Origin of the sequence: Streptomyces sp. NPDC055243 (assembly GCF_044544025.1) — a bacterium.
Classification (GTDB): Bacteria; Actinomycetota; Actinomycetes; order Streptomycetales; family Streptomycetaceae; genus Streptomyces.
The window spans coordinates 36,960-60,962 of the sequence record NZ_JBITWR010000026.1; the positions used below are offsets into that span (position 1 = coordinate 36,960).

Annotated in this window: 22 protein-coding genes, 1 tRNA gene and 1 pseudogene; 13 read left to right on the forward strand and 11 right to left on the reverse strand. The window is 68.9% G+C overall.

What is annotated here, in order from left to right; all coding sequences use genetic code 11:
- Positions 1 to 8 precede the first annotated feature (8 nt).
- Together ACIGXX_RS41935 and ACIGXX_RS41940 are read left to right on the forward strand one after the other, a co-directional pair.
- A complete protein-coding gene (locus ACIGXX_RS41935) occupies positions 9 to 1,640 on the forward strand; it encodes a recombinase family protein (RefSeq protein WP_399984185.1) in 1,632 nt (543 codons plus the stop codon).
- A 1,173-nt stretch (positions 1,641 to 2,813) separates the two neighbouring features.
- Positions 2,814 to 3,191 (forward strand): ANTAR domain-containing protein, encoded by a 378-nt coding sequence (locus tag ACIGXX_RS41940; RefSeq protein WP_399984188.1) that lies wholly within the window; start codon positions 2,814 to 2,816, stop codon positions 3,189 to 3,191.
- Between the two features lie 31 nt (positions 3,192 to 3,222).
- Here the strand turns inward: ACIGXX_RS41940 and ACIGXX_RS41945 are convergent, their stop codons facing one another.
- From ACIGXX_RS41945 to ACIGXX_RS41955, 3 genes are read right to left on the reverse strand one after another with little or no spacing between them, the layout of a single operon-like run.
- Entirely contained in the window at positions 3,223 to 3,456 is a 234-nt protein-coding gene (locus ACIGXX_RS41945) for a hypothetical protein (protein WP_399984191.1), read from the reverse strand.
- A gap of 29 nt (positions 3,457 to 3,485) precedes the next feature.
- Positions 3,486 to 3,824 carry a hypothetical protein gene (locus ACIGXX_RS41950; protein WP_399984194.1) on the reverse strand — a complete coding sequence of 113 codons (339 nt, stop codon included), beginning with the start codon at positions 3,822 to 3,824 and terminating at the stop codon, positions 3,486 to 3,488.
- Positions 3,821 to 4,150, reverse strand: a complete 330-nt coding sequence (locus tag ACIGXX_RS41955; protein WP_399984197.1) for a hypothetical protein — start codon at positions 4,148 to 4,150, stop codon at positions 3,821 to 3,823. The genes ACIGXX_RS41950 and ACIGXX_RS41955 overlap by 4 nt, the downstream gene beginning before the upstream one ends.
- A 159-nt stretch (positions 4,151 to 4,309) precedes the next feature.
- Here ACIGXX_RS41955 and ACIGXX_RS41960 point away from each other — a divergent pair, with 159 nt between their 5' ends.
- Positions 4,310 to 5,644, forward strand: a complete 1,335-nt coding sequence (locus tag ACIGXX_RS41960) for an XRE family transcriptional regulator (protein ID WP_399984200.1) — start codon at positions 4,310 to 4,312, stop codon at positions 5,642 to 5,644.
- Between the two features lie 4 nt (positions 5,645 to 5,648).
- On the opposite strand, the gene cutA is transcribed toward ACIGXX_RS41960, so the two are convergent.
- Together cutA and ACIGXX_RS41970 are read right to left on the reverse strand one after the other, a co-directional pair.
- Positions 5,649 to 5,981 carry a divalent-cation tolerance protein CutA gene (gene cutA, locus ACIGXX_RS41965; protein ID WP_399984203.1) on the reverse strand — a complete coding sequence of 111 codons (333 nt, stop codon included), beginning with the start codon at positions 5,979 to 5,981 and terminating at the stop codon, positions 5,649 to 5,651.
- Positions 5,982 to 6,106: 125 nt separating this feature from the next.
- Positions 6,107 to 6,769, reverse strand: coding sequence for a hypothetical protein (locus ACIGXX_RS41970; protein ID WP_399984206.1), 663 nt, complete (start codon positions 6,767 to 6,769; stop codon positions 6,107 to 6,109).
- Positions 6,770 to 6,889: 120 nt separating this feature from the next.
- Here ACIGXX_RS41970 and ACIGXX_RS41975 point away from each other — a divergent pair.
- The 3 genes and pseudogenes from ACIGXX_RS41975 to ACIGXX_RS41985 form a co-directional block, all read left to right on the forward strand.
- Positions 6,890 to 7,192: pseudogene (locus tag ACIGXX_RS41975) on the forward strand (cytosine permease); the annotation flags it as partial.
- An 80-nt stretch (positions 7,193 to 7,272) separates the two neighbouring features.
- Complete coding sequence (locus tag ACIGXX_RS41980) at positions 7,273 to 7,695, forward strand: hypothetical protein (RefSeq protein WP_351163079.1); 423 nt, start codon at positions 7,273 to 7,275, stop codon at positions 7,693 to 7,695.
- A gap of 168 nt (positions 7,696 to 7,863) precedes the next feature.
- Positions 7,864 to 8,463, forward strand: a complete 600-nt coding sequence (locus ACIGXX_RS41985; RefSeq protein ID WP_361470045.1) for a short chain dehydrogenase — start codon at positions 7,864 to 7,866, stop codon at positions 8,461 to 8,463.
- Positions 8,464 to 8,814: 351 nt separating this feature from the next.
- Here the strand turns inward: ACIGXX_RS41985 and ACIGXX_RS41990 are convergent, their stop codons facing one another.
- Positions 8,815 to 10,206: a cystathionine beta-synthase gene (locus ACIGXX_RS41990; RefSeq protein ID WP_399984211.1), complete on the reverse strand. Its 1,392-nt coding sequence runs from the start codon at positions 10,204 to 10,206 to the stop codon at positions 8,815 to 8,817.
- Between the two features lie 170 nt (positions 10,207 to 10,376).
- On the opposite strand from ACIGXX_RS41990, the gene ACIGXX_RS41995 reads away from it, so the two are divergent.
- The 3 genes from ACIGXX_RS41995 to ACIGXX_RS42005 all read left to right on the forward strand — a co-directional run bounded on the left by ACIGXX_RS41995 (position 10,377) and on the right by ACIGXX_RS42005 (position 13,907).
- Positions 10,377 to 11,384, forward strand: a complete 1,008-nt coding sequence (locus ACIGXX_RS41995) for an SGNH/GDSL hydrolase family protein (RefSeq protein ID WP_383819371.1) — start codon at positions 10,377 to 10,379, stop codon at positions 11,382 to 11,384.
- 219 nt (positions 11,385 to 11,603) lie between these two features.
- A complete protein-coding gene (locus ACIGXX_RS42000; protein WP_351163070.1) occupies positions 11,604 to 12,824 on the forward strand; it encodes an acetyl-CoA C-acetyltransferase in 1,221 nt (406 codons plus the stop codon).
- A gap of 243 nt (positions 12,825 to 13,067) precedes the next feature.
- Positions 13,068 to 13,907, forward strand: coding sequence for a hypothetical protein (locus ACIGXX_RS42005; RefSeq protein ID WP_351163068.1), 840 nt, complete (start codon positions 13,068 to 13,070; stop codon positions 13,905 to 13,907).
- Between the two features lie 34 nt (positions 13,908 to 13,941).
- Here the strand turns inward: ACIGXX_RS42005 and ACIGXX_RS42010 are convergent, their stop codons facing one another.
- Positions 13,942 to 14,223 carry a hypothetical protein gene (locus ACIGXX_RS42010; RefSeq protein ID WP_399984215.1) on the reverse strand — a complete coding sequence of 94 codons (282 nt, stop codon included), beginning with the start codon at positions 14,221 to 14,223 and terminating at the stop codon, positions 13,942 to 13,944.
- Positions 14,224 to 14,355: 132 nt separating this feature from the next.
- Between ACIGXX_RS42010 and ACIGXX_RS42015 the strand changes: the two genes are divergently transcribed.
- Positions 14,356 to 14,586, forward strand: a complete 231-nt coding sequence (locus ACIGXX_RS42015) for a DUF4287 domain-containing protein (RefSeq protein WP_160505450.1) — start codon at positions 14,356 to 14,358, stop codon at positions 14,584 to 14,586.
- A 91-nt stretch (positions 14,587 to 14,677) separates the two neighbouring features.
- Here ACIGXX_RS42015 and ACIGXX_RS42020 read toward each other — a convergent pair whose 3' ends face one another.
- The 3 genes from ACIGXX_RS42020 to ACIGXX_RS42030 form a co-directional block, all read right to left on the reverse strand.
- Positions 14,678 to 15,595 (reverse strand): Bax inhibitor-1/YccA family protein, encoded by a 918-nt coding sequence (locus ACIGXX_RS42020; protein ID WP_351163064.1) that lies wholly within the window; start codon positions 15,593 to 15,595, stop codon positions 14,678 to 14,680.
- 66 nt (positions 15,596 to 15,661) lie between these two features.
- Entirely contained in the window at positions 15,662 to 17,059 is a 1,398-nt protein-coding gene (locus ACIGXX_RS42025) for an MFS transporter (protein ID WP_399984220.1), read from the reverse strand.
- A 56-nt stretch (positions 17,060 to 17,115) separates the two neighbouring features.
- The gene (locus tag ACIGXX_RS42030) at positions 17,116 to 18,291 is read right to left on the reverse strand and encodes a 4-hydroxybenzoate 3-monooxygenase (RefSeq protein ID WP_399984223.1); all 1,176 of its coding nucleotides are present in this window, start codon (positions 18,289 to 18,291) and stop codon (positions 17,116 to 17,118) included.
- Positions 18,292 to 18,421: 130 nt separating this feature from the next.
- Between ACIGXX_RS42030 and ACIGXX_RS42035 the strand changes: the two genes are divergently transcribed.
- Positions 18,422 to 20,050: an IclR family transcriptional regulator C-terminal domain-containing protein gene (locus ACIGXX_RS42035; RefSeq protein ID WP_399984226.1), complete on the forward strand. Its 1,629-nt coding sequence runs from the start codon at positions 18,422 to 18,424 to the stop codon at positions 20,048 to 20,050.
- A 28-nt stretch (positions 20,051 to 20,078) separates the two neighbouring features.
- Here ACIGXX_RS42035 and ACIGXX_RS42040 read toward each other — a convergent pair.
- Positions 20,079 to 20,161: transfer RNA gene (locus ACIGXX_RS42040), tRNA-Leu, on the reverse strand.
- 388 nt (positions 20,162 to 20,549) lie between these two features.
- Between ACIGXX_RS42040 and ACIGXX_RS42045 the strand changes: the two genes are divergently transcribed.
- The gene (locus ACIGXX_RS42045; protein ID WP_351163055.1) at positions 20,550 to 21,320 is read left to right on the forward strand and encodes an ABC transporter ATP-binding protein; all 771 of its coding nucleotides are present in this window, start codon (positions 20,550 to 20,552) and stop codon (positions 21,318 to 21,320) included.
- A gap of 123 nt (positions 21,321 to 21,443) precedes the next feature.
- Positions 21,444 to 23,972: an ABC transporter permease gene (locus ACIGXX_RS42050; protein WP_399984229.1), complete on the forward strand. Its 2,529-nt coding sequence runs from the start codon at positions 21,444 to 21,446 to the stop codon at positions 23,970 to 23,972.
- The last annotated feature ends 31 nt before the right edge of the window (positions 23,973 to 24,003 follow it).

The following is a 24,003-nucleotide window of genomic DNA, read 5'->3' on the forward strand; positions in this document are numbered from 1 at the left end:
TTGTTCTCATGGCAGTTCAGAGGAGCCGGAAGCCCCGGCGTGCAGGTGGCTACGTAAGGATCTCCGACGACCCGTTCGAGCAAGAGAAGGGCGTCACTCGACAGACGGAGGATGTACAAGCCCTGGCGACTCAGCTCGGGTGGACGGTCAGCAAGATCTATCCGGAGAACGACACCAGCGCCTACCGGAAGAAGCGCATACGGCTTCCGAACGGCCGGAGTGTGTGGCGGGTGATCCGCCCAGAGTTCCGCCAGATGCTCAAGGACTACGAAGACGGTGTGATCGATGGGATCATCGTCTACGACCTTGATCGACTGGCCCGCCAACCTCGCGATCTTGAGGACTTGATCGACTTAGTCGATCACTTCAAACGACCCGTTTCCGGAGTGACCGGCTCGCTGGACCTCATGACCGAGAACGGCAAAGCCATGGCCCGGGTGTTGGTCGCGATGGCCAACAAGAGCAGCGCCGACACCGGGCGACGAGTCGCACGCGAGCGGCTGCAACGGGCCCTCGAAGGACGAGGGTTACCGCCCAACCGGCCCTTCGGGTGGCAAGAGGACCGCGTCACCCTGAATCCCCAAGAAGCAGCGGTACTGCGGTCGGCGATCCTCGCGTTCATCGGCGGCGAGACATGGGCTAGCGCCGCACGACTCATCATCGATTCGGGCATCTCCCCCGTTGGCGGCAAGAACTGGCACCTCAAGTCAATCAAGCGCATGATGACCGCCCCGAGGATCGCGGGAATCGCTTCCTACAGCGGCGACCTTCACCTTTCCATGGCGCCTGGCGAAGAAGCGAGTGACCATCCAGAGGATGCCCCCGAGACAGCTGAGGGCGGCGACGTACACGCGCCCCCGTCAGTTAAGGAACTCGCCCTGCGGGACGCCGAAGGCTCCTACATTCAAGGGCAATGGGAAGCCATTGTCACGGTCGATGAATGGGAATCCCTCATTGCCGAGATGGAGCGCCGCCACGAAGGGGTGGAGTTCACCAGCGAAGGCACCCGCAAGTATCTACTTTCCGGACTTCTTCGGTGTGCACGCCCCGGTGAGGACGGAACTCCCTGCAATCAGAGAATGACCGGGATCGCCTTGAAGGCGTCGAAGAGGAACAGGGCACGAACTGTCTACAAGTGCCCCACCCCTGCTAACGGAGGCTGTGGCAACTCTCAGCGAGACATGGTCGAGTTGGACAGGCTGATAGAGGACCTGCTCTTCAAGCACCTGGAGGAGAACCGGCCGCCGGAGAGCGAGCGGATACCGGAGCCTCAGCAGGTGAGCCCCGAGGCAGCCAAGCTGGAGGACGTACAGAGCCGACTGTCGATGATGCGTACGGGTATGCGGGAAGGAACCACCAGCCCTGAATCCTTCTTCGCCATCGTTCCGGGACTTGAGACGCAGGAGAGGAAGCTTCTCGCCAGTGTGGGCAAGGCCCGCCGAGTCCAGGCCGACCGCGCTCAGCGGTCCAAATCCCCGGCGAGGGTTCGAGCCGAGTGGCATGACGCGACAGTCCAGGGAAAGCGCACGTTGCTCGGCCAGTACCTGCGAGCAATCATCGTTCACCCCTCACAGTCGCGAGGGCGCGCCGCTTTCGATCACACCACGATCGCGCCTGTGTGGAAGCCGATGCCGAAGTAGCCCGAAAACCGACCGTGAGCCCAGATGGCCTTTAAAGGTCATCGGGGCTCACGTTTATTCAGATTCGGCTCTATCCCGGCGCCGTAATATGGCTTGGGTTTTTCGCCACTGCTCGGGCGTTATTTTCGGCGCTCGCCCCACATGTAGGGACAGCCACTGCTCACGAGTCAGACGCGGGGCACGGGACGGACGATGCCGGAAAGGACGCGCAGCCACGGGAACTCTCCTCTTCCAGACAGACGATCAGGAAGGCGTCTCGTCTGGGGCCGTTCCCGGCGCGCCAAGCCGGGGCGGCGAACGTCTCGTCTCTGGATCTGAGGAAGAGTGCGAGAGGGAGAAGAGTGAGTTGATGAGGATGGCCCAGCAGCTCAACCACCCACTGTCCCGGCCAACGCCCGCACAGGTCCACTGAGTTCCCAGACGCGGCAGCACCAGCCCCCACCGAAGCTCTGCCCTCAAGCCTCGCGCGGAACGGATCGGCACCAGGCCACAATCGGGCACCCCGGTCAGCGCCAAGCCGCAGCCTCTCGGCGACCAGAGGAAGATCGAGCAGGCCGCCGAGCCGAATCGGAGTAACTTCCCTTTACTTACTCAAGGGCGCGCCTACGGCGCGCCGGGCGGCTTCGGCCGCACCGGCCGGGCGTGCGGCCTTCGGCCGGTCCCGTCCGCACGGCCACCGCCCCACACCCAGGCGACCCCGAGCGTGCGAACGTCACTCCGGCCCGATCGGCGAGGCTCTCCCCCTCTTCTCCCGAAGGGGGCGCGGACGCTGCCCGCTACCCCACTGCGGCTGGGGCCGACGGCCTTCGAGGCTTTAGGCAGCCACCATGGGGCGAGCCTCTAAGAACAGGGGGCCGATCGGGCTATTGCGGGCAGGCTCCAAGAGACTGCCCGATCCGCTGGCGAGCGTAAGGCCCCCTGTTCACTCGCCCCATGGCAGCTCCCGCCCAAAGCCTCTGCGGCCGGCGGCGCGATCACCGCGCACCATTACCCCGGCTAAGCCACACTCGCAGTCGAGGACCGAGCCGTAGCGCTTGGGCTAGGGCTACTGCTGGGGACTGCGCTGAGGCAAGCTTGTCCCATTCCTCTGTGCCGATCGGGAAAGGAAGAGCGTTGGCTTCTGGGGCAGTTCCAGATGAGCCGGTCTGGCAAGACCCGAACGCCCAACACCGCATGGAGCAGTACGTCAGATCTGTCGTCCTACAGGCTTGGGCCGCTGAGATGCGACAGCAGGCGGTCGAGATGCGGCTACGAGCAATTTCCATGCGAGTGTTCGCCCAAGACATGTACACGGCCCCGCCCCAGTCTTCCGTCATCCCGTCTGCTCCAGATCACGAAGGCACGGCGATCGATCGATGGGTGCGTGGCGCGGTGGTGATCGAACAGGCCACGGGTCTCCTCGCTGGCCGCTACCACTGCAGCATTCAGCAAGCGTCGTTCCTCCTGCGCGAGCACAGCCGTAGGACGAACGTGCCCTGTGCGGTCCTCGCCCGTCAGATCGTGCAGCGCAAGGGCCTTGCCCCGCCAGAGGAGTCGAACGGGCGGGACTGACGGAGTGAGGTCACGCCAGCCCCGCCCTGCTCTAGGTCGAGGTGCACCCCTCAACCGCTGCCGGATCAGTGACCACGGCACTGAAGAACTGGAACGCCGTCAGCTCGAAGCCGGTATGGCGCGTCATCCCCGCGTGCTTGAGACACCACAACTGCGCTTCCTCCGGATCAGCCGAATCCACCGAGTGCACACCACAGACGAGGCACTTGCCGACATGCCGCAGGCCCATGCCGGGCATGGCCGCCAGCGTCCATTCGAGCGGCACCAATCGGCCCCGCGGAACGCCGCCCCCGCTCATCCACTCGCCCCTGGGGAAGGCTGCGGCCCCTCATCGCCATCGTCGACATCCGGGTGGTCGAATGCGGCCAGGCGATCACCCCGGCTCTCCGCGATCCGCTGAACGTCCCGGAGTGATTCGGTCAGCCGAGACGCCACGAAGCGCAGTTCCTCAGGCGTGGCTTTGGAGTCGCCAACCACGTTGGCAGCGTGACCAAGAAGATCACCCGCCATGCCCAGTTGCACACTCTCCATGCTGTCGGCCAGCCGCGACACGAAGCCCGTACCCGGACCCACCAGGACGCAGGGCTTTCCTTCCAGCGTCGACCACGGCAGCACCCGCTTTTGAATGGTCACGGCGTCACCTCCACCCCATGGATCAGGCGCGGACCAATGTCCACGCCGTGCACGGCCAACCACAGCTCACGCCGCCGTGCCCTCTGCCGCCGCTCTTCTTGCCGCCGCTCGAAGGCGACCAGGTACGGACGCACCAACCCGATGTCCTCACCCCTCAGCACAGGCACGCGCGGCAACGGCCGGGTTGGCGCATCAATGCCGAGACCAGACACGGTCAGTTCAGAAGACCGATGGCGCCCCACAGCGGGAAGCAAGAGCCGTAACGACGACTCGAAGATGCGAGCGATACAGTCCGGCATGTCGACCTGCTTTCTCAGGTGGGCCATGCCCCCCCCGGCCGGTCGCACGGTCGCGGGGGGCTGAGCGCACAACTGTCGCGCTGCAAAGGCTTCCTGACTTCCCCAATGTGGGTATCCCCATCATGGGTAGGCTGACTGTTCGGCCGATGCGACACAGTGTCACCAGCAGGCTTTGCGGGGCTTCTCATGACGGCTTACGAACCACCAACCGCGCTACCGCGCGAACTGCTGGATCACGCATGCATGAGAGCTGCGATCGCAGCCCACGATTTCGGCGAGATCTTCCGCCTCGCACGCAGCGAGGCAGGCATCAGCTACTCAAAGATCGCTGCCGAATGCGACATCAAGCCGGAACGCGTCGGAGCCTTGGCACGCGGTATTGGGAGCGTGACGACCTTCGAGAAGATCGCGCGGATCGCCGATGCTCTGCGCATTCCCGGAGCCCGTCTGGGCCTCTCTCCTCGCACGTGGGAGACCGCACCGACCAAGCCTCGCGACCTGCCCCAGCCTGCACATTCCACCGCCCCCCAGAGAGACGGAGACGAAGTGCGGCGCAGGAAGTTCATCAAGGCATCGACCGGCACAGGGCTGGCTATCGGCATGCCCGATCTCACCCGCCCAGTCACCGGCCGACGAGTCGGAGGGGACTTCCCCCAACGGCTACGGGAACGCACAGCACGTCTGCGCCGCCTCGATGACGTCCTAGGCGGCGGAGATACCTACCGCGTCTACCTGGGCGAGTACCAGGCCACTAAGTCCGTACTCCGTGACTGCACCTACACCGAGGAGACCGGCCGATCCCTGCTCTCCGTACTCGCCGAGCAGGCACAGCAAGCAGGCTGGGCCGCATTCGACGGAGGCCGACACAACGACGCGACCAACCTCTACAAGAACAGCCACACGGCTGCCGTCGATGCGCAAGACACCGCCCTTGCCGGTAACGCCCTCGCTTTCCTTGCCTACCAAGCGGTGAACGGCGACAGGGCAGCCGGAATACAGATCGCCGCCCGCTCATGCTCCACGGCCGGGCCAGACGCAGCCCCAGGCGTCCGCGCCCTCTTGCACGAACGCCTTGCTTGGTCGTACGCCGTCGCCGGTCTCCCGACCGAGACTGAACGGGCCCTGAGCGCCGCGGAATCCGCACTCAATGAGATCGAGGAAGCCCCGCAACCCGACTGGGTCGCTTGGGTCGACCGAACCGAGCTGCAGATCATGAGCGGCCGATGCTGGACGGAGCTACGGCGCCCGTTGCGCGCAGTCCCCACCCTGGAAACTGCACTCGCGCAGTACGAGGACGTTCACGCACGGGACAAGAGTCTGTATCTGTCGTGGCTCGCAGACTCGTACATGACCGCAGGCGAGATCGAGCAGTCCGCCAAGACCGTCAGCCGCGCACTAGACTTATCGGCCGGAGTGGCATCCGTCCGCCCCCGCCAGCGCCTCTCCCCGATCCTGCGACGGCTCAGCGATCATCGTGCGCTGCCCGACGTCGCAGAAGCGCTGGAGAAGGCTCACGCCTGACGCACTACTCGGAGGAGATCGGCCCAGTAGTCGTGGCAACCCACCGCAAGTAGGCATCCGACCCCGCGACGATCTCCACGGCCGAGACCTCCGGGTTCTTCCACGGGTGGTGCTCCAGCAGATGCGCTTCCAACTCGGCGTACCGGTCGGCGTGCGTCTTCAGCAGAAGTTGCCACTCCTCACCGGTCCCGAACTCGCCTGCATGCCAGAAGGCAGAGACCACCGGCCCAACGATCTGCGCACCCGCAGCAAGTCGGCCCGTGACCACGGAACGCGCCAGCTCCACCGCTTGATCACGAGTCTCAGTCGCCGTGGACACCTGCATGAAGTCAGCCATGCTGGCGACCTTACTGCCCGGCCCATGAAGTTGAGTTGGGACTCTGGTCCAACGCTCTGTGGTCCCGTCCGCAGCGTGAATATCGATCTTCGAGCGATGAGAATGACCAGACGGCTCTTAGCTGCTCACCGTGTATGGCCAGCATCAGGGGGCAGGCCAGCGGATGGGGTCGGGTCCTCTGGGAATGCGGCTTGGTGGGCGGCCGTGCGGATGTGCAGTGCTGTTTGACGGGCACGCCGGGCCTGACTGCGGTGTTCTTCCGCGGTTGACGGCTTGCACTGGGCGAGATGTTCGTGGTGTTGGGCCACCATGTCGTGCGCGTCGGCCAGATTGTCTGAGGCGGTGACGTACTGCCCGTGGAGCTGCTGAACATAGAGGTCCAGATTGCTCTGCCGTGACGGACTTGCCGTGCCAAGCAATTGGTTCGAGATAGTGATCTCCTGCTCGATGCTCCAGTGCTCGCGCGCTAAGAGGACCTCCGCGCGAGCCAAGTTGGCGTCGGCACGTGCCAACCGGGCCTCGCTAGCTGCGAGCAGGGCCTGTGCCCTGTCGCTCGCTTCCCGGGCACGCTGCAAGAAGCTGGGGGCTGGCTGCCCGAGCTGGCGGGCCTGTGTGTCCGCAAGCTCCTCCCGAGCGCTCAGAGCCCGTTCTCTCGCATCGGCAACGGCCTCACGCTCATCGGCGATGGCCTCACGCTCATCGGCCTTTTGGTCGCGCTCACCAGCGGCGTCCGCCCATGAGCCGACGGCGTCACTGAAGCTTGACCCGTCTAAAGGTTCAATGCCCATTTTGCCAGTATTCAGGCACCGCGCTCGGCCATCAAGCCTCACCCGTCCTCCGCTTCGGAGTGTGCCGGTGACGTGCAGGGAGACGCCGCATCAATTCACGTAGTAATGCAGGCCTCTAGCAACCTGGTCGACTACTACCTGATCTCGCGGGAGCGCTACGACATCCCGGCGCTCTCGGACCCCCACGGCCGCTACGGAGCCTGGCGCTGGGACGCGCTCACGGTCTACGGAGTCGGCCTGCTCGCCCAACTCCCCTTCCTGGTCACGCACTTCTACACCGGCCCGCTCGTGGAGCCGCTGGGCGGCGCGGACATCTCCTGGATCGTGGGCCTGGTGGTCCCGGCGGTCCTCTACTGGCTCATCGCCCGCCGCGACACCTCGCACATCCCGACGGAACGGGAGCACGCCCTGAGCAAGGTCTGAGGACGGGTGCTGGGCCCCGCCGAAAAAAGGGGGGATAGCCCCACTGTCAGGCCCGCGACGGCTGCGTACCGTACGGAACCATGGAAGCCCGTGACGCCGAACTCAAGAAGGAACTCGACGCCACTCTGCACGCCCGCAGGGAACTAGGCGAAGAGTACGAGTCCGCGCTGGTCGACTCTTTCCTCGGAAAGGTCGAGCAGCGACTGGACGGCACCATCGACCGGCGGATGCGCCGGCACATGGCCGAGCAGCAGATGGTCGTCGCCCGCGGCTCCCGCGCGCCCAACGGCGCCGTGGACTCCTGGGGCGAGCGCTTCGGCTTCGGCATCGTCTCGCTGATCCTCGCCATCCCGCTCTCGGCGATCGGCGTGGTCAACGCGGACCTGCCCGGCCTCTTCGTCACCTGGGGCGGCATCGTCGGCGTGAACGCGGTGCACTCGATGCGGGGCATGAACTTCGGGCGCCGCGGCGACCGCGGGCGCAAGTCGGAGTGGGACGACTGAGGCTGCGGCTCACGGCATTCCGCCGCCGATCGCCACCCGGGGGGGGAGGGTCATCCCCGGTGGTTATGACGACAGGTATTGGACGCCGGTCGGACACTCCCCGAGCCTGAACGAGCACTGCTCACCCCGCAGGAATCTGTTGCTCACCGCTCGGGAATCGGGACCCTCATGAAGATCGTCGTCATCGGTGCCACCGGCACCATCGGATCCGCACTCGCCGACACCCTGGAGACGGGCGGGAGCCACGAGGTGGTCCGGGCGTCGCGGCGCGGTCCGGTCGTGGTGGATCTGGCGGAGCCGACGTCCATCGACGCGATGTTCGAGGCGGTCGGGGCCGTCGACGCGGTCGTCGCGGTGGCGGGAAGCGGGCAGATCGCGCGGATCGACGCCTCCTCCGACGCGGACTACTTCCGGGGCCTCGAAGGCAAGATGCTGGGCCAGGTCCACCTCACCCGCCGCGCCGCGCACCACCTCGCGGACGGCGGCTCGCTCACCCTCACCAACGGCATCTCGGCCTTCTCCGAGCCCGGCCTCTCCTTCGCCGCCCTCGTGAACGGGGGCCTCGCCCACTTCGTGCCGACCGCAGCGGAAGAGATGCCGCGCGGCATCAGGCTGAACTCCGTCAGCCCCGGATGGGTGGCGCAGACGCTGGAGAAGATGGGGCGCGACGGGTCGCAGGGGACTCCGGTCGCCGAGGTGGTCCGCGCGTACGTCGAGTTGATCGAGGGGACGGGGCGGGGCCTGGTGGTGTCGCCGGGAGCGGAGTGACGGCCCCTCACGTCTCCCGTCACGCCTGAAGAGGCGCGCGACAAGAGACGCCGCGACGTATACGAAGTTCATGCGCGGGGACCGCCGCACCCCCGGATACCCAGGGGGCGGGACGACGGCGGTCCCCGCGAGGGACGCCGGCCGGGTCAGGACCAGGCGACGTCCAGGCGTTCAGAGGTCCGGGAGCCGCTCCGGAGTTCCTGTACGCCGACAACAACCAATGTGCCGGAGCCGTGTTAAGCGGGTGCTGCGCGGACGTGTCGCGCTCGTACCACTTCCGCGAAGTTCGCCCCACGGCCCCACGGCACACGCCTCACGGCACACGACCCACGGCACACCCGGGGCCGGCTCCTACTGCCCCTGCTGCTCCGCCAGGAAGGCCAGCAGGTCCTGACGGCTCACCACACCGGTCGGCTTGCCCTCGACCAGGACGATCGCCGCGTCGGCCCCGCCGAGCACCGACATCAGGTCCGCGACCGGCTCGCCGGAGCCGACCTGCGGCAGCGGGTCCGACATGTGCTTCTCCAGCGGGTCGCCGAGCGAGGCGCGCTGCGTGAACAGGGCGTCCAGGAGCTCGCGTTCGACGACGGAGCCGATGACCTCGGCCGCCATCACGTCCGGGTGGCCCGCGCCCGGCTTGACGATGGGCATCTGCGAGACGCCGTACTCACGCAGTACGTCGATGGCCTCGCCGACCGTCTCCTCCGGGTGCATGTGGACGAGCGAGGGCAGTTGGCCACCCTCCTTGCGGCGCAGTACGTCACCGACGCGAGGCGCGTCGCCCGCCTGCTCCAGGAATCCGTAGTCGTTCATCCACTCGTCGCTGAAGATCTTGCTCATGTAGCCACGGCCGGAGTCGGGCAGGAGCACGACCACGACGTCGTCCGGACCGAGCCGCTCGGCGACCCGCAGCGCGGCCACGACGGCCATCCCGCAGGACCCGCCGACGAGCAGCCCCTCCTCCTTCGCGAGCCGCCGCGTCATCTGGAAGGAGTCCTTGTCGGACACCGCGATGATCTCGTCCGTCACGTTCCGGTCGTAGGCCGTCGGCCAGAAGTCCTCACCGACGCCCTCGACGAGGTAGGGCCGCCCGGAGCCGCCGGAGTACACGGACCCCTCGGGGTCGGCGCCGACGACGGTGACCGCGCCCTTCGAGATCTCCTTCAGGTACCCGCCGGTCCCGGAGATGGTGCCTCCGGTCCCGATGCCGGCCACGAAATGGGTGATCTTCCCCTCCGTCTGCTCCCACAGCTCGGGGCCGGTGGAGTGGTAGTGGGAGAGCGGGTTGTTCGGGTTGCTGTACTGGTCGGGCTTCCAGGAGCCGGGGGTCTCGCGCACCAGGCGGTCGGAGACGTTGTAGTACGAGTCCGGGTGGTCGGGATCGACGGCCGTGGGGCAGACGACGACGTCGGCGCCGTAGGCCCGCAGGACATTGATCTTGTCCAGGGAGACCTTGTCCGGGCACACGAAGATGCACTTGTAGCCCTTCTGCTGGGCCACGATGGCGAGCCCCACCCCGGTGTTGCCGGAGGTCGGCTCGACGATGGTGCCGCCGGGCTTGAGCTCCCCGCTCTGCTCGGCCGCCTCGATCATGCGCAGCGCGATGCGGTCCTTCACGGAACCGCCGGGGTTGAAGTACTCGACCTTGGCCAGGACGGTCGCCTGAATGCCCGTGGTCACGTTGTTGAGCCTCACCAGCGGGGTGTTGCCGACGAGACTGATCATCGAGTTGTGGAATTGCACCGTTGTCTCCGGGCTGCGATGTAGTGCGACGAATGGGTGCCGTCAGCCTAAGGGTCCCGTTCAGTCGTTCACCTCCGCATGCGATTGGCCGACCGTCCTTACGGGGCAATGAGTTGATGTAGGGCGGTATGACGACGAGGAGGTGGCTGCAGGGCATGTCGAGGGCGAGGGTGGCGCGGCGGATCGCCGCGGGCGCGGCTTACGGCGGCGGAGGTATCGGGCTGCTCGGGGCGGCGACCGTGGGAGTGGTCCTCGCCGAGGTGCAGCTGGCGAAGCGGACCGTCGGGAACAGCGGGGAGCATGCGGCTCCACCGCGGGCGGACGGTCGCTACGGCTGGGGGTACGCGGATCGGCCGGACGGTGCGGAACCCCTGCGGTTCGCGATGCTCGGCGATTCGACCGCCGCGGGCCAGGGGGTGCACCGGGCCCGGCAGACTCCCGCAGCCCTGCTGGCGGCGGGGCTCGCCGCGGTGGCCGAGCGGCCGGTGGAGCTGCGGAACGTGGCGCTGCCGGGTGCGCAGTCGGACGATCTGGACCGCCAGGTGACGCTGATCCTGTCCGACCCTTCGTCCTGGGTTCCCGACGTCTGCGTCGTGATGATCGGCGCGAACGACGTGACGCACCGGATGCCCGCGACGCGCTCCGTGCGCCATCTGGCGGCCGCGGTGCGCAGGCTGCGTACGGCCGGGGCGGAGGTCGTGGTCGGGACGTGCCCGGACCTGGGGACGGTCGAGAACGTCTACCAACCCCTGCGGTGGATGGCGCGGCGGGTGTCGCGGCAGCTGGCCGCCGCGCAGACGATCGGCGTGGTCGAGCAGGGCGGGCGGACGGTGTCGCTCGGCGACCTGCTGGGCCCGGAGTTCCTCGCGAACCCGCGGGAGCTGTTCGGCCCGGACAATTACCACCCTTCCGCGGAGGGGTACGCGACCGCGGCGATGGCGGTGCTGCCGACGCTGTGCGCTTCGCTGGGGCTGTGGCCGGAGGAGGAGCGCCCCGACGTGTCGCGGCGCGAGGGCTTCCTGCCGGTGGCCCGGGCCGCCGCGCAGGCCGCCTCGGAGGGCGGCACGGAGGTGGCGGCCGCGATGCCGACGGGGCCTCGCGGTCCCTGGGCCCTGCTCAAGCGCCGTCGCCGGCGGCGCATCCACCACGCACCGGACCCGTCCCCCTTGCCGCAGTAGCCCTGCGGGGGCCGAGGGGGGGCGGGGTGTCCAAGCCCTCCGAGCCCCCCGAGGCCCCTCGCAAGGCCCCCGCAAGGCCCCCGACGCACCCCCGCCAGGCTGAGCAAGCGCTTAGAAAAATGCGGCCCGCATCACAGTCCCCGCCCGATGACCTATGGCGATACGTGCAGGTAACTTCCCAAGGAGTCCTGCCTGCCCCCTCGTCACTGGAGTGCCTCGATGCCCGAAGCCGTGATCGTCTCCGCCGCCCGCACCCCGATCGGCCGCGCCTTCAAGGGCTCCCTGAAGGATCTGCGCCCGGACGACCTGACCGCCACGATCATCGAGGCCGCCCTCGCCAAGGTCCCCGAGCTCGACCCGAAGCTCATCGACGACCTGATGCTCGGCTGTGGTCTGCCGGGCGGCGAGCAGGGGCACAACCTCGGCCGCATCGTGGCCGTGCAGATGGGCATGGACCACCTGCCGGGCTGCACCATCACCCGGTACTGCTCCTCCTCCCTGCAGACCTCCCGCATGGCCCTGCACGCGATCAAGGCCGGGGAGGGCGACGTCTTCATCTCCGCCGGCGTGGAGATGGTGTCGCGCAGCATCAAGGGGTCCAGCGACGGACTTCCCGACACCCACAACCCCCTCTTCGCCGACGCCGAGGCCCGTACCGAGGCCGTGTCCAAGACCGAGGGCACCGACTGGCACGACCCGCGCGAGGACGGCCTGATCCCGGACGCCTACATCGCGATGGGGCAGACCGCCGAGAACCTGGCCCGCGCCAAGGGCGTCACCCGCAAGGACATGGACGAGTTCGGGGTGCGGTCCCAGAACCTCGCCGAGGAAGCCCTCAAGAACGGCTTCTGGGAGCGTGAGATCACCCCGGTGACCACCCCCGACGGCACGGTCGTCAGCAAGGACGACGGCCCCCGCGCCGGCGTCACCCTGGAGGGCGTCGAGGGCCTCAAGCCCGTCTTCCGCCCCGACGGCCGCGTCACCGCCGCCAACTGCTGCCCGCTCAACGACGGCGCCGCCGCCCTCGTGATCATGAGCGACACCAAGGCCCGCGAGCTCGGCCTGACCCCGCTGGCCCGCATCGTCTCCACCGGCGTCACCGGCCTCTCCCCCGAGATCATGGGCCTGGGCCCGGTCGAGGCGTCGAAGCAGGCCCTCTCCCGCGCCGGTCTCACCGTCGACGACATCGACCTCTTCGAGATCAACGAGGCCTTCGCCGCCCAGGTGATCCCCTCCTACCGCGACCTGAACATCCCGCTCGACAAGCTGAACGTCAACGGCGGCGCCATCGCCGTCGGCCACCCCTTCGGCATGACGGGCGCCCGCATCACCGGCACGCTCATCAACTCCCTCCAGTTCCACGACAAGCAGTTCGGTCTGGAGACGATGTGCGTCGGCGGCGGCCAGGGCATGGCGATGGTCATCGAGCGCCTCAGCTGACCCCTTCCGCCCCTGCGGACGCCTCACGTCTCCATTGATTCGTGACTCAATCTCCCCCAGGATGTGACCTATCTCCTGGGGGAGATGCATATCCCCAGGTCAGAGCATGTCTGTGGATAAACACCGGGCCGAAAGACCTGTCCAATTCGTGACGTAATGCACTGACAGGTGGATCGTGCAGGCTTCAAGCTGATGTAGGAAGTCGGGGGTCGACTTGAAACCGGGAGTACGTCAGTGAGCGCCATGCCTATTGCCTTGCTGCTCTCCACGGCCGCTGCCACGGCCGTGGGTGCCGCCGCCCTGCACGCCGTGCACGGGCTTCGGAAGCAGATCACGACGTTGCGCACCGAGCTGGCCCAGAGCCGCTCGGCGACCGCACACGCCGTCGTGCCCGCCGCCCGCACCACTCCGGACACCGACGAGATACGCACGGCTGTCGCCGAGGCACTCGCCGAGGAACGGGAGCGCGAGCTGGCCGAGGCACGGGCCTTCTGGGCCGCCCAGGAAGCCCGTGACGCCTCGGACGCGCCCTCGTTGCTGAGCGGCCTGCCCGGCCTCTCCGACATGGCCGACGAGCTGTTCCTGCCCCGCCAGGCGGACTTCTCGGGCCTGGAGCAGGACAGCCTGGAGCCGGTCGTCGAGCCGTACGGCGATCCGGCCGACGAGTTCGCTGGGGGCACCTCCCTGGACGGAGTCCATGGGGGAGATTCGCCGGAGCTGGCCGCGGCCCGCCGCCGCCACCCCTCGCACCCGGACTTCGTGCCGGTCCAGTCCCCCGTCAACGGCGACCACGAGCGCACGGTCGCCTGTCTTGAGGAACTGGCCGACGCCCGCACGGCGCTCGCCGACGTGCGCCCCGGACCGCTCGGCACGCTGGACGTCTACGTCTTCGCCGACGGCACGACGCTCTGCATGACCCCGGGCCACCGCGAGACCGCGGAGCTCCTGTCCGACGCCCTGCGCGACGGCCACACCCCGGTCCTGCTCGGCGGCTCCGGAGTCTCCGGCGCCTACGCGCTGACCTTCGAGTGCGGCACCGAGAACGTCTACATCCTGGCCGACCGCGTCATCGCCTCGGTCTGACCGGAGCGACCCCGGCACACGCCGGGGTCACACGTCACACCGCGGCGCGCTTCTGCGCCTTCTCCACGAGCGTCAGCGCCTCCGCGAGCTGACCGGAATCCTCCAGCACAAGGGCCAAATCCCGCCCCGCGACCGTGATCTGGTCGGCCGCCGCGAACATCCCGGCGTCCGGCATCTCCCGCGGCTCCGCGTCCGGTACCTCGATCCGCTGCGCCCACGCCGCCAGTTCCCTGGCCAGAGCGAGCGCCTCGGTCGCCGCCCCCCGCTGCAGGCGGCTCTGCGGGGCGGCCCGCAACCGGTCGGCGAATTGGTCCACTGCGGCCGTCAAAGGCGTCGTATCAAGCACCCGGCGACCTTATGCGCCCGGGCGGGACTGTTGCCAACGCCCCAACGCTCAGGCACGGTGGCGTGAAGGACGGAACACATCGCGACGCGTCCGGAGGCGCCGATGTCACAAGTCTTCTCCGAGGAGACCCACCGCAATCTGATCGCCCGCATCCCCCACTGCACCGGTCGTGAGATCTCCGACTGGCTTCGCGCCGTGGACGAAGGCCCCTCGCTCTTCCGCTTCGAGGAGAAAGTCAGCTGGCTCCGCGCGGAGCACAACCTGGCTTATGGGCACGCAAAGGCCATCATTCACGAGTACGACTTGCGCCGGGCCGCGCGCAAGCTGCTCTGACTCCCCTGTTCCCTCTCACTCACTCACACACGACGAAGGGCCCCGCGGAACTTCCGTTCCGCGGGGCCCTTCGGTGAGCTGATCAGCCGCGTCAGTCGTTGCCCTGAAGGATGGCGATCAGGCGCAGGAACTCGAGGTAGATCCAGACGAGCGTCATCGTCAGACCGAACGCCGCGAGCCAGGCCTCTTCCTTCGGCGCGCCGTACGCGATGCCGTCCTCGACCTGCTTGAAGTCCAGGGCCAGGAAGCACGCGCCGAGCAGGATGCCGACGATGCCGAAGACGATGCCGAGGCCGCCGCTGCGGAAGCCGAGGCCGTCGCCGCCGCCGAAGACCGCGAACAGCAGGTTCACCGCGGTCAGCAGCAGGAAGCCCATCGCCGCGGCCATCACGAAGCCGTAGAAGCGGCGGTTGACGCGGATCCAGCCCGCCTTGTAGGCGACGAGGACTCCGACGAAGACCGCCATCGTGCCGATCACGGCCTGCATGGCCGCGCCATCCGCGATGCGGTTGTCGACGACGCTCGAGACGACGCCGAGGAAGACACCTTCCAGGGCGGCGTACGTCAGGATCAGCGCGGGCGAGGCCTTGCGCTTGAAGGCCTGCACGAGGCCGAGCACCATCGCGATGAGGCCTGCGCCGATCGCGATGCCGTACGACTTGCCGATGTTGGCGTCGTCCACGGGCAGCAGCGCCCATGCGAGCGCCGCCGTGACCAGGAGCGTGCCGAGCGTGGTGGCCGTACGCATGACGACGTCGTCCATCGTCATCCGGCCGGCGGTGGTTACGGGCGCCTGGGGGGCGCCGTGCTGCAGGTCCTGCTGGGCGTAGGGGTTCGTCGCGTACGGGTTGGCCGGGGCCTGCTGGCCCGCGGTGCCCGCGTACGGGTTGCCCTGCTGGGTCTGCGTCCCGGCGGCGGGTCCCCCGGCCTGCGGCTGCGTGCCGAAGCCCGCGTAGCCGTTGTCGCGGCTGAACCCCCGTCGCGAGAAGACCGGGTTGCTGCTCCTCATTTCACTCCTCCATGGCCACCGTGCGTGGCTTTGGCTCAAGAGTAATGCGTAGGCAAAAGGAAGACCCTAGTGCTTGGGGAGGATCTTTCCCTCCTTGTGACCAAGAACGTACGGCCCGGTGCTCTCTGTTCCCGGTGAGGCCGGGGATACACCCTCGTCGGCCGGGGTCCGCCGGCTGCGCCGGACGAGTGGCACGAGCGAGATCGCGACGGCTCCGAGCACGGCGGCCACGGCGAACGTGGTGAATCCGAGTGACGCGTTCCCGCCGGAGACGACGGCGCCTCCCAGCCACGGTCCGACGACCGCGCCGGTGCGCCCGACGCCGGTGATCCAGCCGAGCCCGGTGGCGCGCTGGGCGGGCGTGTAGACGGACGGGGCGGAGGCATAGACCATCACCTGCGCCGAGAAGAGCCAGATGCCGGTGACGAAGACGATCACGTACGCGACACCGAGCGGCAGCTCCGCCTTGAGCAGGAAGGCGCCGCAGGCGGTGAGCAGGAACCAGATGGCGGAGATCCGCACGGCGCCGAACTTGTCCGCCATCCGCCCCGCGACGAGCATGCCGACGATGCCGCCCGCGTTGATCACCATGAGGAAGGTGACGGAGGAGGAGAGCGAGTAGCCGGAGGCCCGCATCAGCTCGGGGAGCCAGGTGGAGACCCCGTAGACGAGGAGCAGTCCGGCGAAGGACGCGAGCCACAGGAGCGGGGTCGCCAGGCGTTGGCCCGGCGTGAAGAGCGAGGCGACGGCGGCGAAGCGGCCCTTGGCGCCCGCCTCGGGGGCTTCGGCGAGCGTCGGGGACGGCAGCAGGTAGCGGGCGGCGACGGCATCGGCCTCGCTCGCGCGCCCCTTGGCGAGCAGCACGCCGGGCGATTCGGGCAGCCACTTCAGTACGAGGGGGATGGCGACGACGGCGGGGATCACGCCCGCCCAGAAGACGACGCGCCAGCCGTGGTCGGGCCCGAGCCAGAGCCCGAGGCCCGTGGCCGCCATGCCGCCCGCGTGGTACGAGGTCATCATCAGGCCGGTGGCGAGCGCGGCCCTGCGCCGCGGCGCGAACTCGGCGACGATCGCGAGGCTGATCGGCATCAGGCCGCCGAGCCCGAGCCCGGCGATGAACCGGCCGCCGCCGAAGACGGCGGCGCTGGGCGCGAGCGCGCAGACCGCGGAGCCCAGGGAGAAGAGCGCGACGCTGCCCGTCACCATCGGCTTGCGGCCTGCCCAGTCGGTGAGCGTGCCGCAGCCGAGGGCGCCGATGAGCATGCCGAAGGTGGTCCAGGAGCCGATGGTGCCCGCGGTCGACGCGGTGAAGCCGAAGCCCTCGTCGTCGATGAGGTGCGGCATCACGGCGCCGTAGATGTTGACGTCCATGCCGTCGAAGAAGACGACGAGCCAGCACAGGGCTATGACGGGGGCGACGGATTTGAAGGTCCGCTGGGGCGCGGCGCCTTGGGGAGCGGTCACGGGGCTCTCACTTCTTTGTGGAGTGGGGATTTTTTGGGGGGTGCGGCGGGATGGGCTCAGTCGAGGGGGAAGCCCGTGTAGCCCTCGGCGAGGTCGGTCTCGGCCGGGCGTGCGGTGGTGATGCGGTCCAGCTGAGCGAGCTGGATGCGGTCCTCGAAGCCGGTGGCGTCGGGGGCGCGGTGCAGCATCGTGGTCATCGCGTACGAGAAGCGCTCGGCCTGCCAGACGCGGCGCAGGCAGGTCGCGGAGTACGCCTCCAGGCGGGCGTCGGAGCCCGTCTCGCGGAGTTCGACGAGCGCGCGGGCGAAGGTGACGACGTCGCCGACGGCGAGGTTGAGGCCCTTGGCGCCGGTGGGCGGCACGATGTGGGCGGCGTCCCCGGCGAGGAAGACGCGTCCGTACCGCATGGGCTCGTGGACGTAGCTGCGCATGGGGGTGACGGACTTGGCGGTGATGGGGCCGCGCTTCAGCGTCCAGGCGTCGTCGGTCTCCAGGCGCCGGTCGAGCTCGTCCCAGATCTCCTCGTCGCCCCAGTCGGCGGCGTCCGTGCCCGCGGGGACCTGGAGGTAGGCGCGGGTCACCGTGGGCGAGCGCATCGAGAGGAGCGCGAAGCCCCGGTCGTGGCGGGCGTAGACCAGTTCGTCGTGCGAGGGCGGTACGTCGGCGAGGATGCCGAGCCAGCCGAAGGGGTACGTCCGCTCGAAGACCTGGGAGACGTCGGCGGGCACGGCCTTGCGGGCCACGCCCCAGGAGCCGTCGCAGCCCACCACGTAGTCGCATTCGAGGACGTCCTCGCGGCCCTGGTGGCAAAAGCGGATGCTGGGGCTCTCGGTCTCCGCGCCCTCGACGGCGAGCGCCTCGGCCTCGAAGAGCAGCGGGCCACCGGCGGCGAGCTGGAGGGCTATGAGGTCCTTGCAGACCTCGGTCTGGGCGTAGACCATCACGGACCGGCCGCCGGTGAGGGCGGGGAAGTCGACGCGGTGCCTGCGGCGGTCGAAGCGCAGCTCGATGCCGTCGTGCGGAATGCCCTCGCGGTCCATGCGGGCCGCGGCGCCCGCCGCGCGCAGGACGTCGACGGTGCCCTGCTCCAGGATTCCGGCGCGCTGGCGCTGCTCCACGTAGGCGCGGTCCCGGCTCTCCAGGACGACGGAGTCGATGCCGGCGTTGTGCAGCAGGCGGGCGAGGAGCAGCCCCGCCGGTCCGGCTCCGATGATTCCGACGGTGGTGCGCATCGGCCGACCCCTCCACTTGTTCGTCTGGTGAACTTTCGTTCATAATGTGCTGACGGGAGTCTCCGACCGGACCATGCGGCTGTCAACGGTTGCGGGGAACCCGATGTCCACCCGTGCGAGGAGCGGCGCCATGCCAGAAGAGTCCGTACGCCCCCTGGAGCGCGGTCTCGCGGTCCTGCGCGCCCTCGCCGTCGCCGACCAGGCACGGGCGGGCGACCTCGTCCGCGCCACCGGCCTGGCCCGCTCGACGGTGGACCGGGTCGTGGCGACCCTGGCCCGCATCGGCTACGTACGCGAGCACGGCCAGGAACTGCACCTCACACCCCGCCTGATGGAGCTCGGCAACGCCTATCTCGCGGCCGGCGGCCTCAGCGGCGAGGTCGCGGCGCGCACCGCCCGGCTCGCGGACGAGCTGGACGAGTCGGTGTCCCTCGCGGTGCCGGACGGCGACGGCGTCCGCTTCGTCACGCAGGCAGCGCGGCGCCGCGCCATGTCCGTGGCCTTCCGCATCGGCGATCTGCTGCCCGCCGAGCGGTGCGCGCCGGGGGCACTGTTCGCCGCCGAGTGGGACGAGGCCGCGTGGGCGGCGTGGCGGGCCCGCGTGGCCGCCGACCCCGAGGGGAGCGCCTTCCCCGCGCTGCCGCCGGGCCCGGCCGCGCCGCCCCCGGCTCTGGCGGACCGCGTGGAGCGCTCGCGGGCGACGGGCTGGGCCCTGGACGACCAGCTGATCGAGCCGGGCCTGATCGCGACGGCGGTCCCGGTGCGCGACGCCACGGGCCAGGCCCGGTACGCCCTGTCTGCGGTGAGCCACACCAGCAGGCACACGGCGCAGGGCCTCGCGGAGCTCGTGCTGCCACGGCTGCGACAGGAGGCGGCGCTGCTCGAAGCGCTGCCGACCGTCCAAGCGGCGTACGCGGAAGAGGAACTGACGGCAGCTCAGGAGCCGGACACCGCCGACGCCAAGACCGAACTGGGCCCCGGGTTCCTCCAGTCGCTCGCCCGCGGTCTCGCCGTCCTGCGCGCGCTGGGCCGGGCCCGCGGCGACGGACTCCCGCTCACCGCGATCGCCGCGGCCACCGGGCTGCCCCGGGCCACCGCACGCCGCTGCCTGCACACCCTGGAACTGGAGGGGTACGCGGCGCACGACGGCCGCCTCTACCGCCCGCTCCCCCGCATCCTGGAGCTCGGCTACGCGCGCCTCTCCCGCCTCGGCCTCGCCGACATCGCCGAGCCGCACCTGCGCCAACTGACGGGGCGCGTCCACCAGTCGGCCTCGGTGACGGTGCTCGACGGCACGGACATCCTGTACGTGGCGCGGGCGGCGACGGTCCGGGTCATGAGCGTCCACATCACGCTCGGCACGCGCTTTCCCGCCTACCCCACCGCCATGGGCCGCGTCCTGCTCGCCGGGCTGCCCGCGCCGGAGCGCGCGCGCATCCTGCAGGCCGCCCCGCCCGAGCCCCTCACCCGGCGCACCGTCACCGACCCCGCGGAGCTGAACCGCGTCCTGGACCGGGCCGCCGCCGACGGCTACGCCACCGCGGACGAGGAGCTGGAGGAAGGTCTGCGCTCGGTCGCCGTACCGCTCAAGGACGCCCGGGGGCGCGTGGTCGGCGCCCTGAACGTGGCCCAGCACGCGGGCACCGCCCCGCTGGCGGAGACCATCGGGGCGCTGCTTCCCGCACTGCGCGAGACGGCGGCGGCGATCGAGGCGGACCTGCACACGGCGGCCCGCTTCAACGGCGTACTGATGCCGTAGCGGGATACCGCCGACGTCTTAGCGGAGGTGCCCGGAGCCGGACTTGAACCGGCACGCCCGCTAGGGGCAGCGAGGTTTAAGCTCGCCGTGTCTGCATTCCACCATCCGGGCAGGCCATGGGCTCCGCATCAAGTGATTCGACCCTATCGGGAGGCGTCCCCCGAACAGCGGAACAACAGCCCGATGTTGTCTTATTTTATTGACGTCTGAGGGTGCATCAGCCACCGGTACAGCCCATAGGTACATGCCGCAGGCCCTTCCGCCACTGTGCGGCCTCCGTGACGGAATGACGGAATTTAGCCGCCTCCGGAACGTCCGGGGGGTCACTGGCGAGTGGTACCCGTGTCAGGGGTCGGTGTCATCCCCAGGTATGACACCGGCGCCCGGGGTCCGACTGCAGAGGGCCCTCGGAACCGGAACAGCGGCTGACTACACGGCGCGGATCCGCAAGGACGATGGAGTACGTCCCCACTCGTCGTCCCGACAGGAGCACCGCCCCGTGACCACCACCCCCTTCGCCGCCCGCACCACCGCAGTGGCCGCGCGCGCCACGGATCTCTCCAAGGTGTACGGACAGGGCGAGACCCAGGTGGTCGCCCTGGACCATGTCTCCGTCGACTTCCGGCAGGGCGAGTTCACCGCGATCATGGGCCCGTCGGGCTCCGGCAAGTCGACCCTGATGCACTGCGTCGCGGGGCTCGACAGCTTCAGCGGCGGCTCCGTGCGGATCGGCGAGACCGAGCTGTCCACCCTCAAGGACAAGCAGCTCACCAAGCTCCGCCGGGACAAGATCGGCTTCATCTTCCAGGCCTTCAACCTCCTGCCGACGCTGACGGCCCTGGAGAACATCACGCTGCCGATGGACATCGCGGGCCGCAAGCCCGACAAGGCGTGGCTGGAGCAGGTCATCTCCATGGTCGGCCTGGCCGGGCGGCTCAAGCACCGGCCCACCGAGCTCTCCGGCGGCCAGCAGCAGCGCGTCGCCGTGGCCCGCGCGCTGGCCTCGCAGCCCGACATCATCTTCGGCGACGAGCCGACCGGAAACCTGGACTCGCGCTCGGGCGCGGAGGTCCTGGGCTTCCTGCGCAACTCCGTACGCGAACTGGGCCAGACCGTCGTCATGGTCACCCACGATCCGGTGGCCGCGGCGTACGCGGACCGCGTGATCTTCCTGGCCGACGGTCGTGTGGTCGACGAGATGCACGGGCCGACGGCCGACGGGGTCCTCGACCGGATGAAGGACTTCGACGCCAAGGGCCGCACGAGCTGAGCGCCGTGCCACCTCCGCAGGCTCCCGCCCGCGGGTACGCCGTGGCTTGTCGCGCAGTTCCCCGCGCCCCTTCGAGGGCGCCCTCTCCGGGGCCCCACCTTCTCTCTCCCAGGACTCACACCCATGTTCCGTACCGCCCTGCGCAACGTGCTCGCGCACAAGGCCAGGCTGCTCATGACCGTGCTCGCCGTCATGCTCGGCGTCGCCTTCGTCTCCGGCACCCTGGTCTTCACCGACACCTTCGGCAACGCCTACAAGAACAAGTCGGCGAAGAGCTTCGACCACGTCTCCGTCGCCGTCCAGCCCGAAGGCGGCTCCTCCTTCTACTCGTCCCCCGACGAGGGCGAGGCCAAGAAGCCGCCGCGGCTGACCGACGCCCTCCTGAAGAAGGCCCAGAACCTGCCCGGCGCCGAATCGGCGATAGGCGGCGTCATGGGCTTCACCGCGCTCGCCGACAAGGACGGCAAGCTCGTCGGCGGCGAGTGGGGCACCAACGGGGCCAACTACTACCCCGGCAAGGACGGCAAGGACCCCCGCTACGACTTCACCGAGGGCGCGGCCCCCAAGTCCGCCGGTGACCTCGCCCTGGACTCCAGGACCGCCGAGCGCACCGGCTACCAGGTCGGCGACACGGTCCGCTACTCCACCGACGGACCGGTGAAGCAGGCGAAGATCAGCGGCGTCTTCGACACCGAGGACGGCAGCGTCCTGGCGGGCGGCAGCCTGGTGGTGTTCGACAACGACACCGCTCTCAAGGTCCTCGGCAAGACCGAGTACGACGAGATCGACGTGAAGGCCGCCGCGGGCACCTCCGAGACGGCGCTGAAGAGCTCGGTCGAGAAGATCCTGCCGAAGGAGACGGACGCCCTCACCGGCGACCAGCTCTCCGACGACCAGGAGGCGATGATCGAGGAGCAGACCAAGTCGATGAGCCAGGTGCTGCTCATCTTCGCGGGCATCGCGCTCTTCGTCGGCATCTTCATCATCGCCAACACCTTCACGATGCTGGTCGCCCAGCGCACCAAGGAACTGGCCCTGATGCGCGCCGTCGGCGCCTCGCGCCGTCAGGTGACGCGCTCCGTGCTCATCGAGGCGTTCCTGGTGGGCCTGGTGGCCGCCGTGACCGGCTTCGCGCTCGGCATCGGCGTGGCCATGGGCCTGGAGTCCCTGATGAACTCCGCGGGCGCCTCGCTGCCCGACGGACCGCTCGTCATCGCCCCGACCACGATCGTCGTCGCCCTGATCATCGGCGTGGTCGTGACCATGCTGGCCGCCTGGCTGCCGGGCCGCCGCGCCGCGAAGATCCCGCCGGTCGCCGCGATGAACAGCGTCCACGCGTCGCCCACCATGCGCGGCCTGGTCGTGCGCAACACCATCGGCTCGATCATCGTCGCCCTCGGCGCGGTCATGCTCTTCATGGACGACAACTACGTGATGGCCGGCGGCGCCGCGACGATCATGGTCGGTGTCATCGTCCTCACTCCGCTCCTGTCGCGCCCGTTCATCGCCTCGTCGGCCCCGCTCCTGAAGCCGTTCGGCGTCACGGGCAAGCTGTCCCGGCTCAACGCGGTGCGCAACCCGCGCCGTACGGCGTCCACGGCCGCGGCCCTGATGATCGGCCTGACCCTCATCACGGCGATGACGGTGGTCGCGACCTCCATGAGCAGCGCGATCAACAAGATGGCCGCGGGCTCCCTGAAGGCCGACTACACCGTCTCCATGGCGAACTACCAGCCGCTGACCCCGGAGGTCCGCGAGAAGCTGGACAAGCTCCCCGAGGTCGAGGCGAGCAGCCCGCTGCGCACGGCCTACGGCGAGGTGGACGGCTCGTACAGCAAGATCTCCGGCGTCGACGAGAAGGCCTTCGGCAAGCTGGCCAGCCTGGACTTCACCAGTGGCTCGCTCGCCGCCCTGAAGGGCGACTCCACGCTGATCGACAAGGAGACCGCGGACAGGGAGAACCTGAAGCCGGGCGACACCGTCCCGGTGAAGTTCGACGACGACAAGACGGCACAGCTGAAGGTCGCCGGCGTCTACGAGCCGAACGAGATGATCGACGGTCTGTTCACGCCGCTCGCCGTGGTCGACCCGCACCTCTCCAAGATCACCGACCAGCAGGTCCTGGTGAAGATGGAGGGCGGCACGTCCGACAAGGCCGAGGACACCATCGTCAAGGCCCTCGGCGACAACCCCGCCATCAAGATCCAGGACAAGGACGCGATCAGCAACGAGATCGCGGGCGCGATCAACCTGATGCTGAACATGCTCTACGGCCTCCTGGCGATGGCCATCCTGATCGCGGTGCTCGGTGTCATCAACACCCTGGCCATGTCGGTCTTCGAGCGGAAGCACGAGATCGGCATGATGCGGGCCATCGGCCTGGACCGCGCGAAGGTCAAGCAGATGGTGCGCCTGGAGGCGGTCATCATCTCCCTGTTCGGCGCGGTGCTCGGCATCGGCCTCGGCCTCTTCATGGGCTGGGCCGCGGGCAACAGCATCTCCGGGACGGTGAAGACCTACGCGATGGAGATCCCGGTCGGCCGTATCGCGATCTTCCTCTGCATCGCGGCCCTGGTCGGCGTCCTCGCGGCGATGTGGCCGGCCCGCAGCGCGGCCAAGCTGAACCCGCTGATGGCGATCAAGAGCGAGTAGCCCCCGGCGGTACGTGACAGGAGCGGGGCCC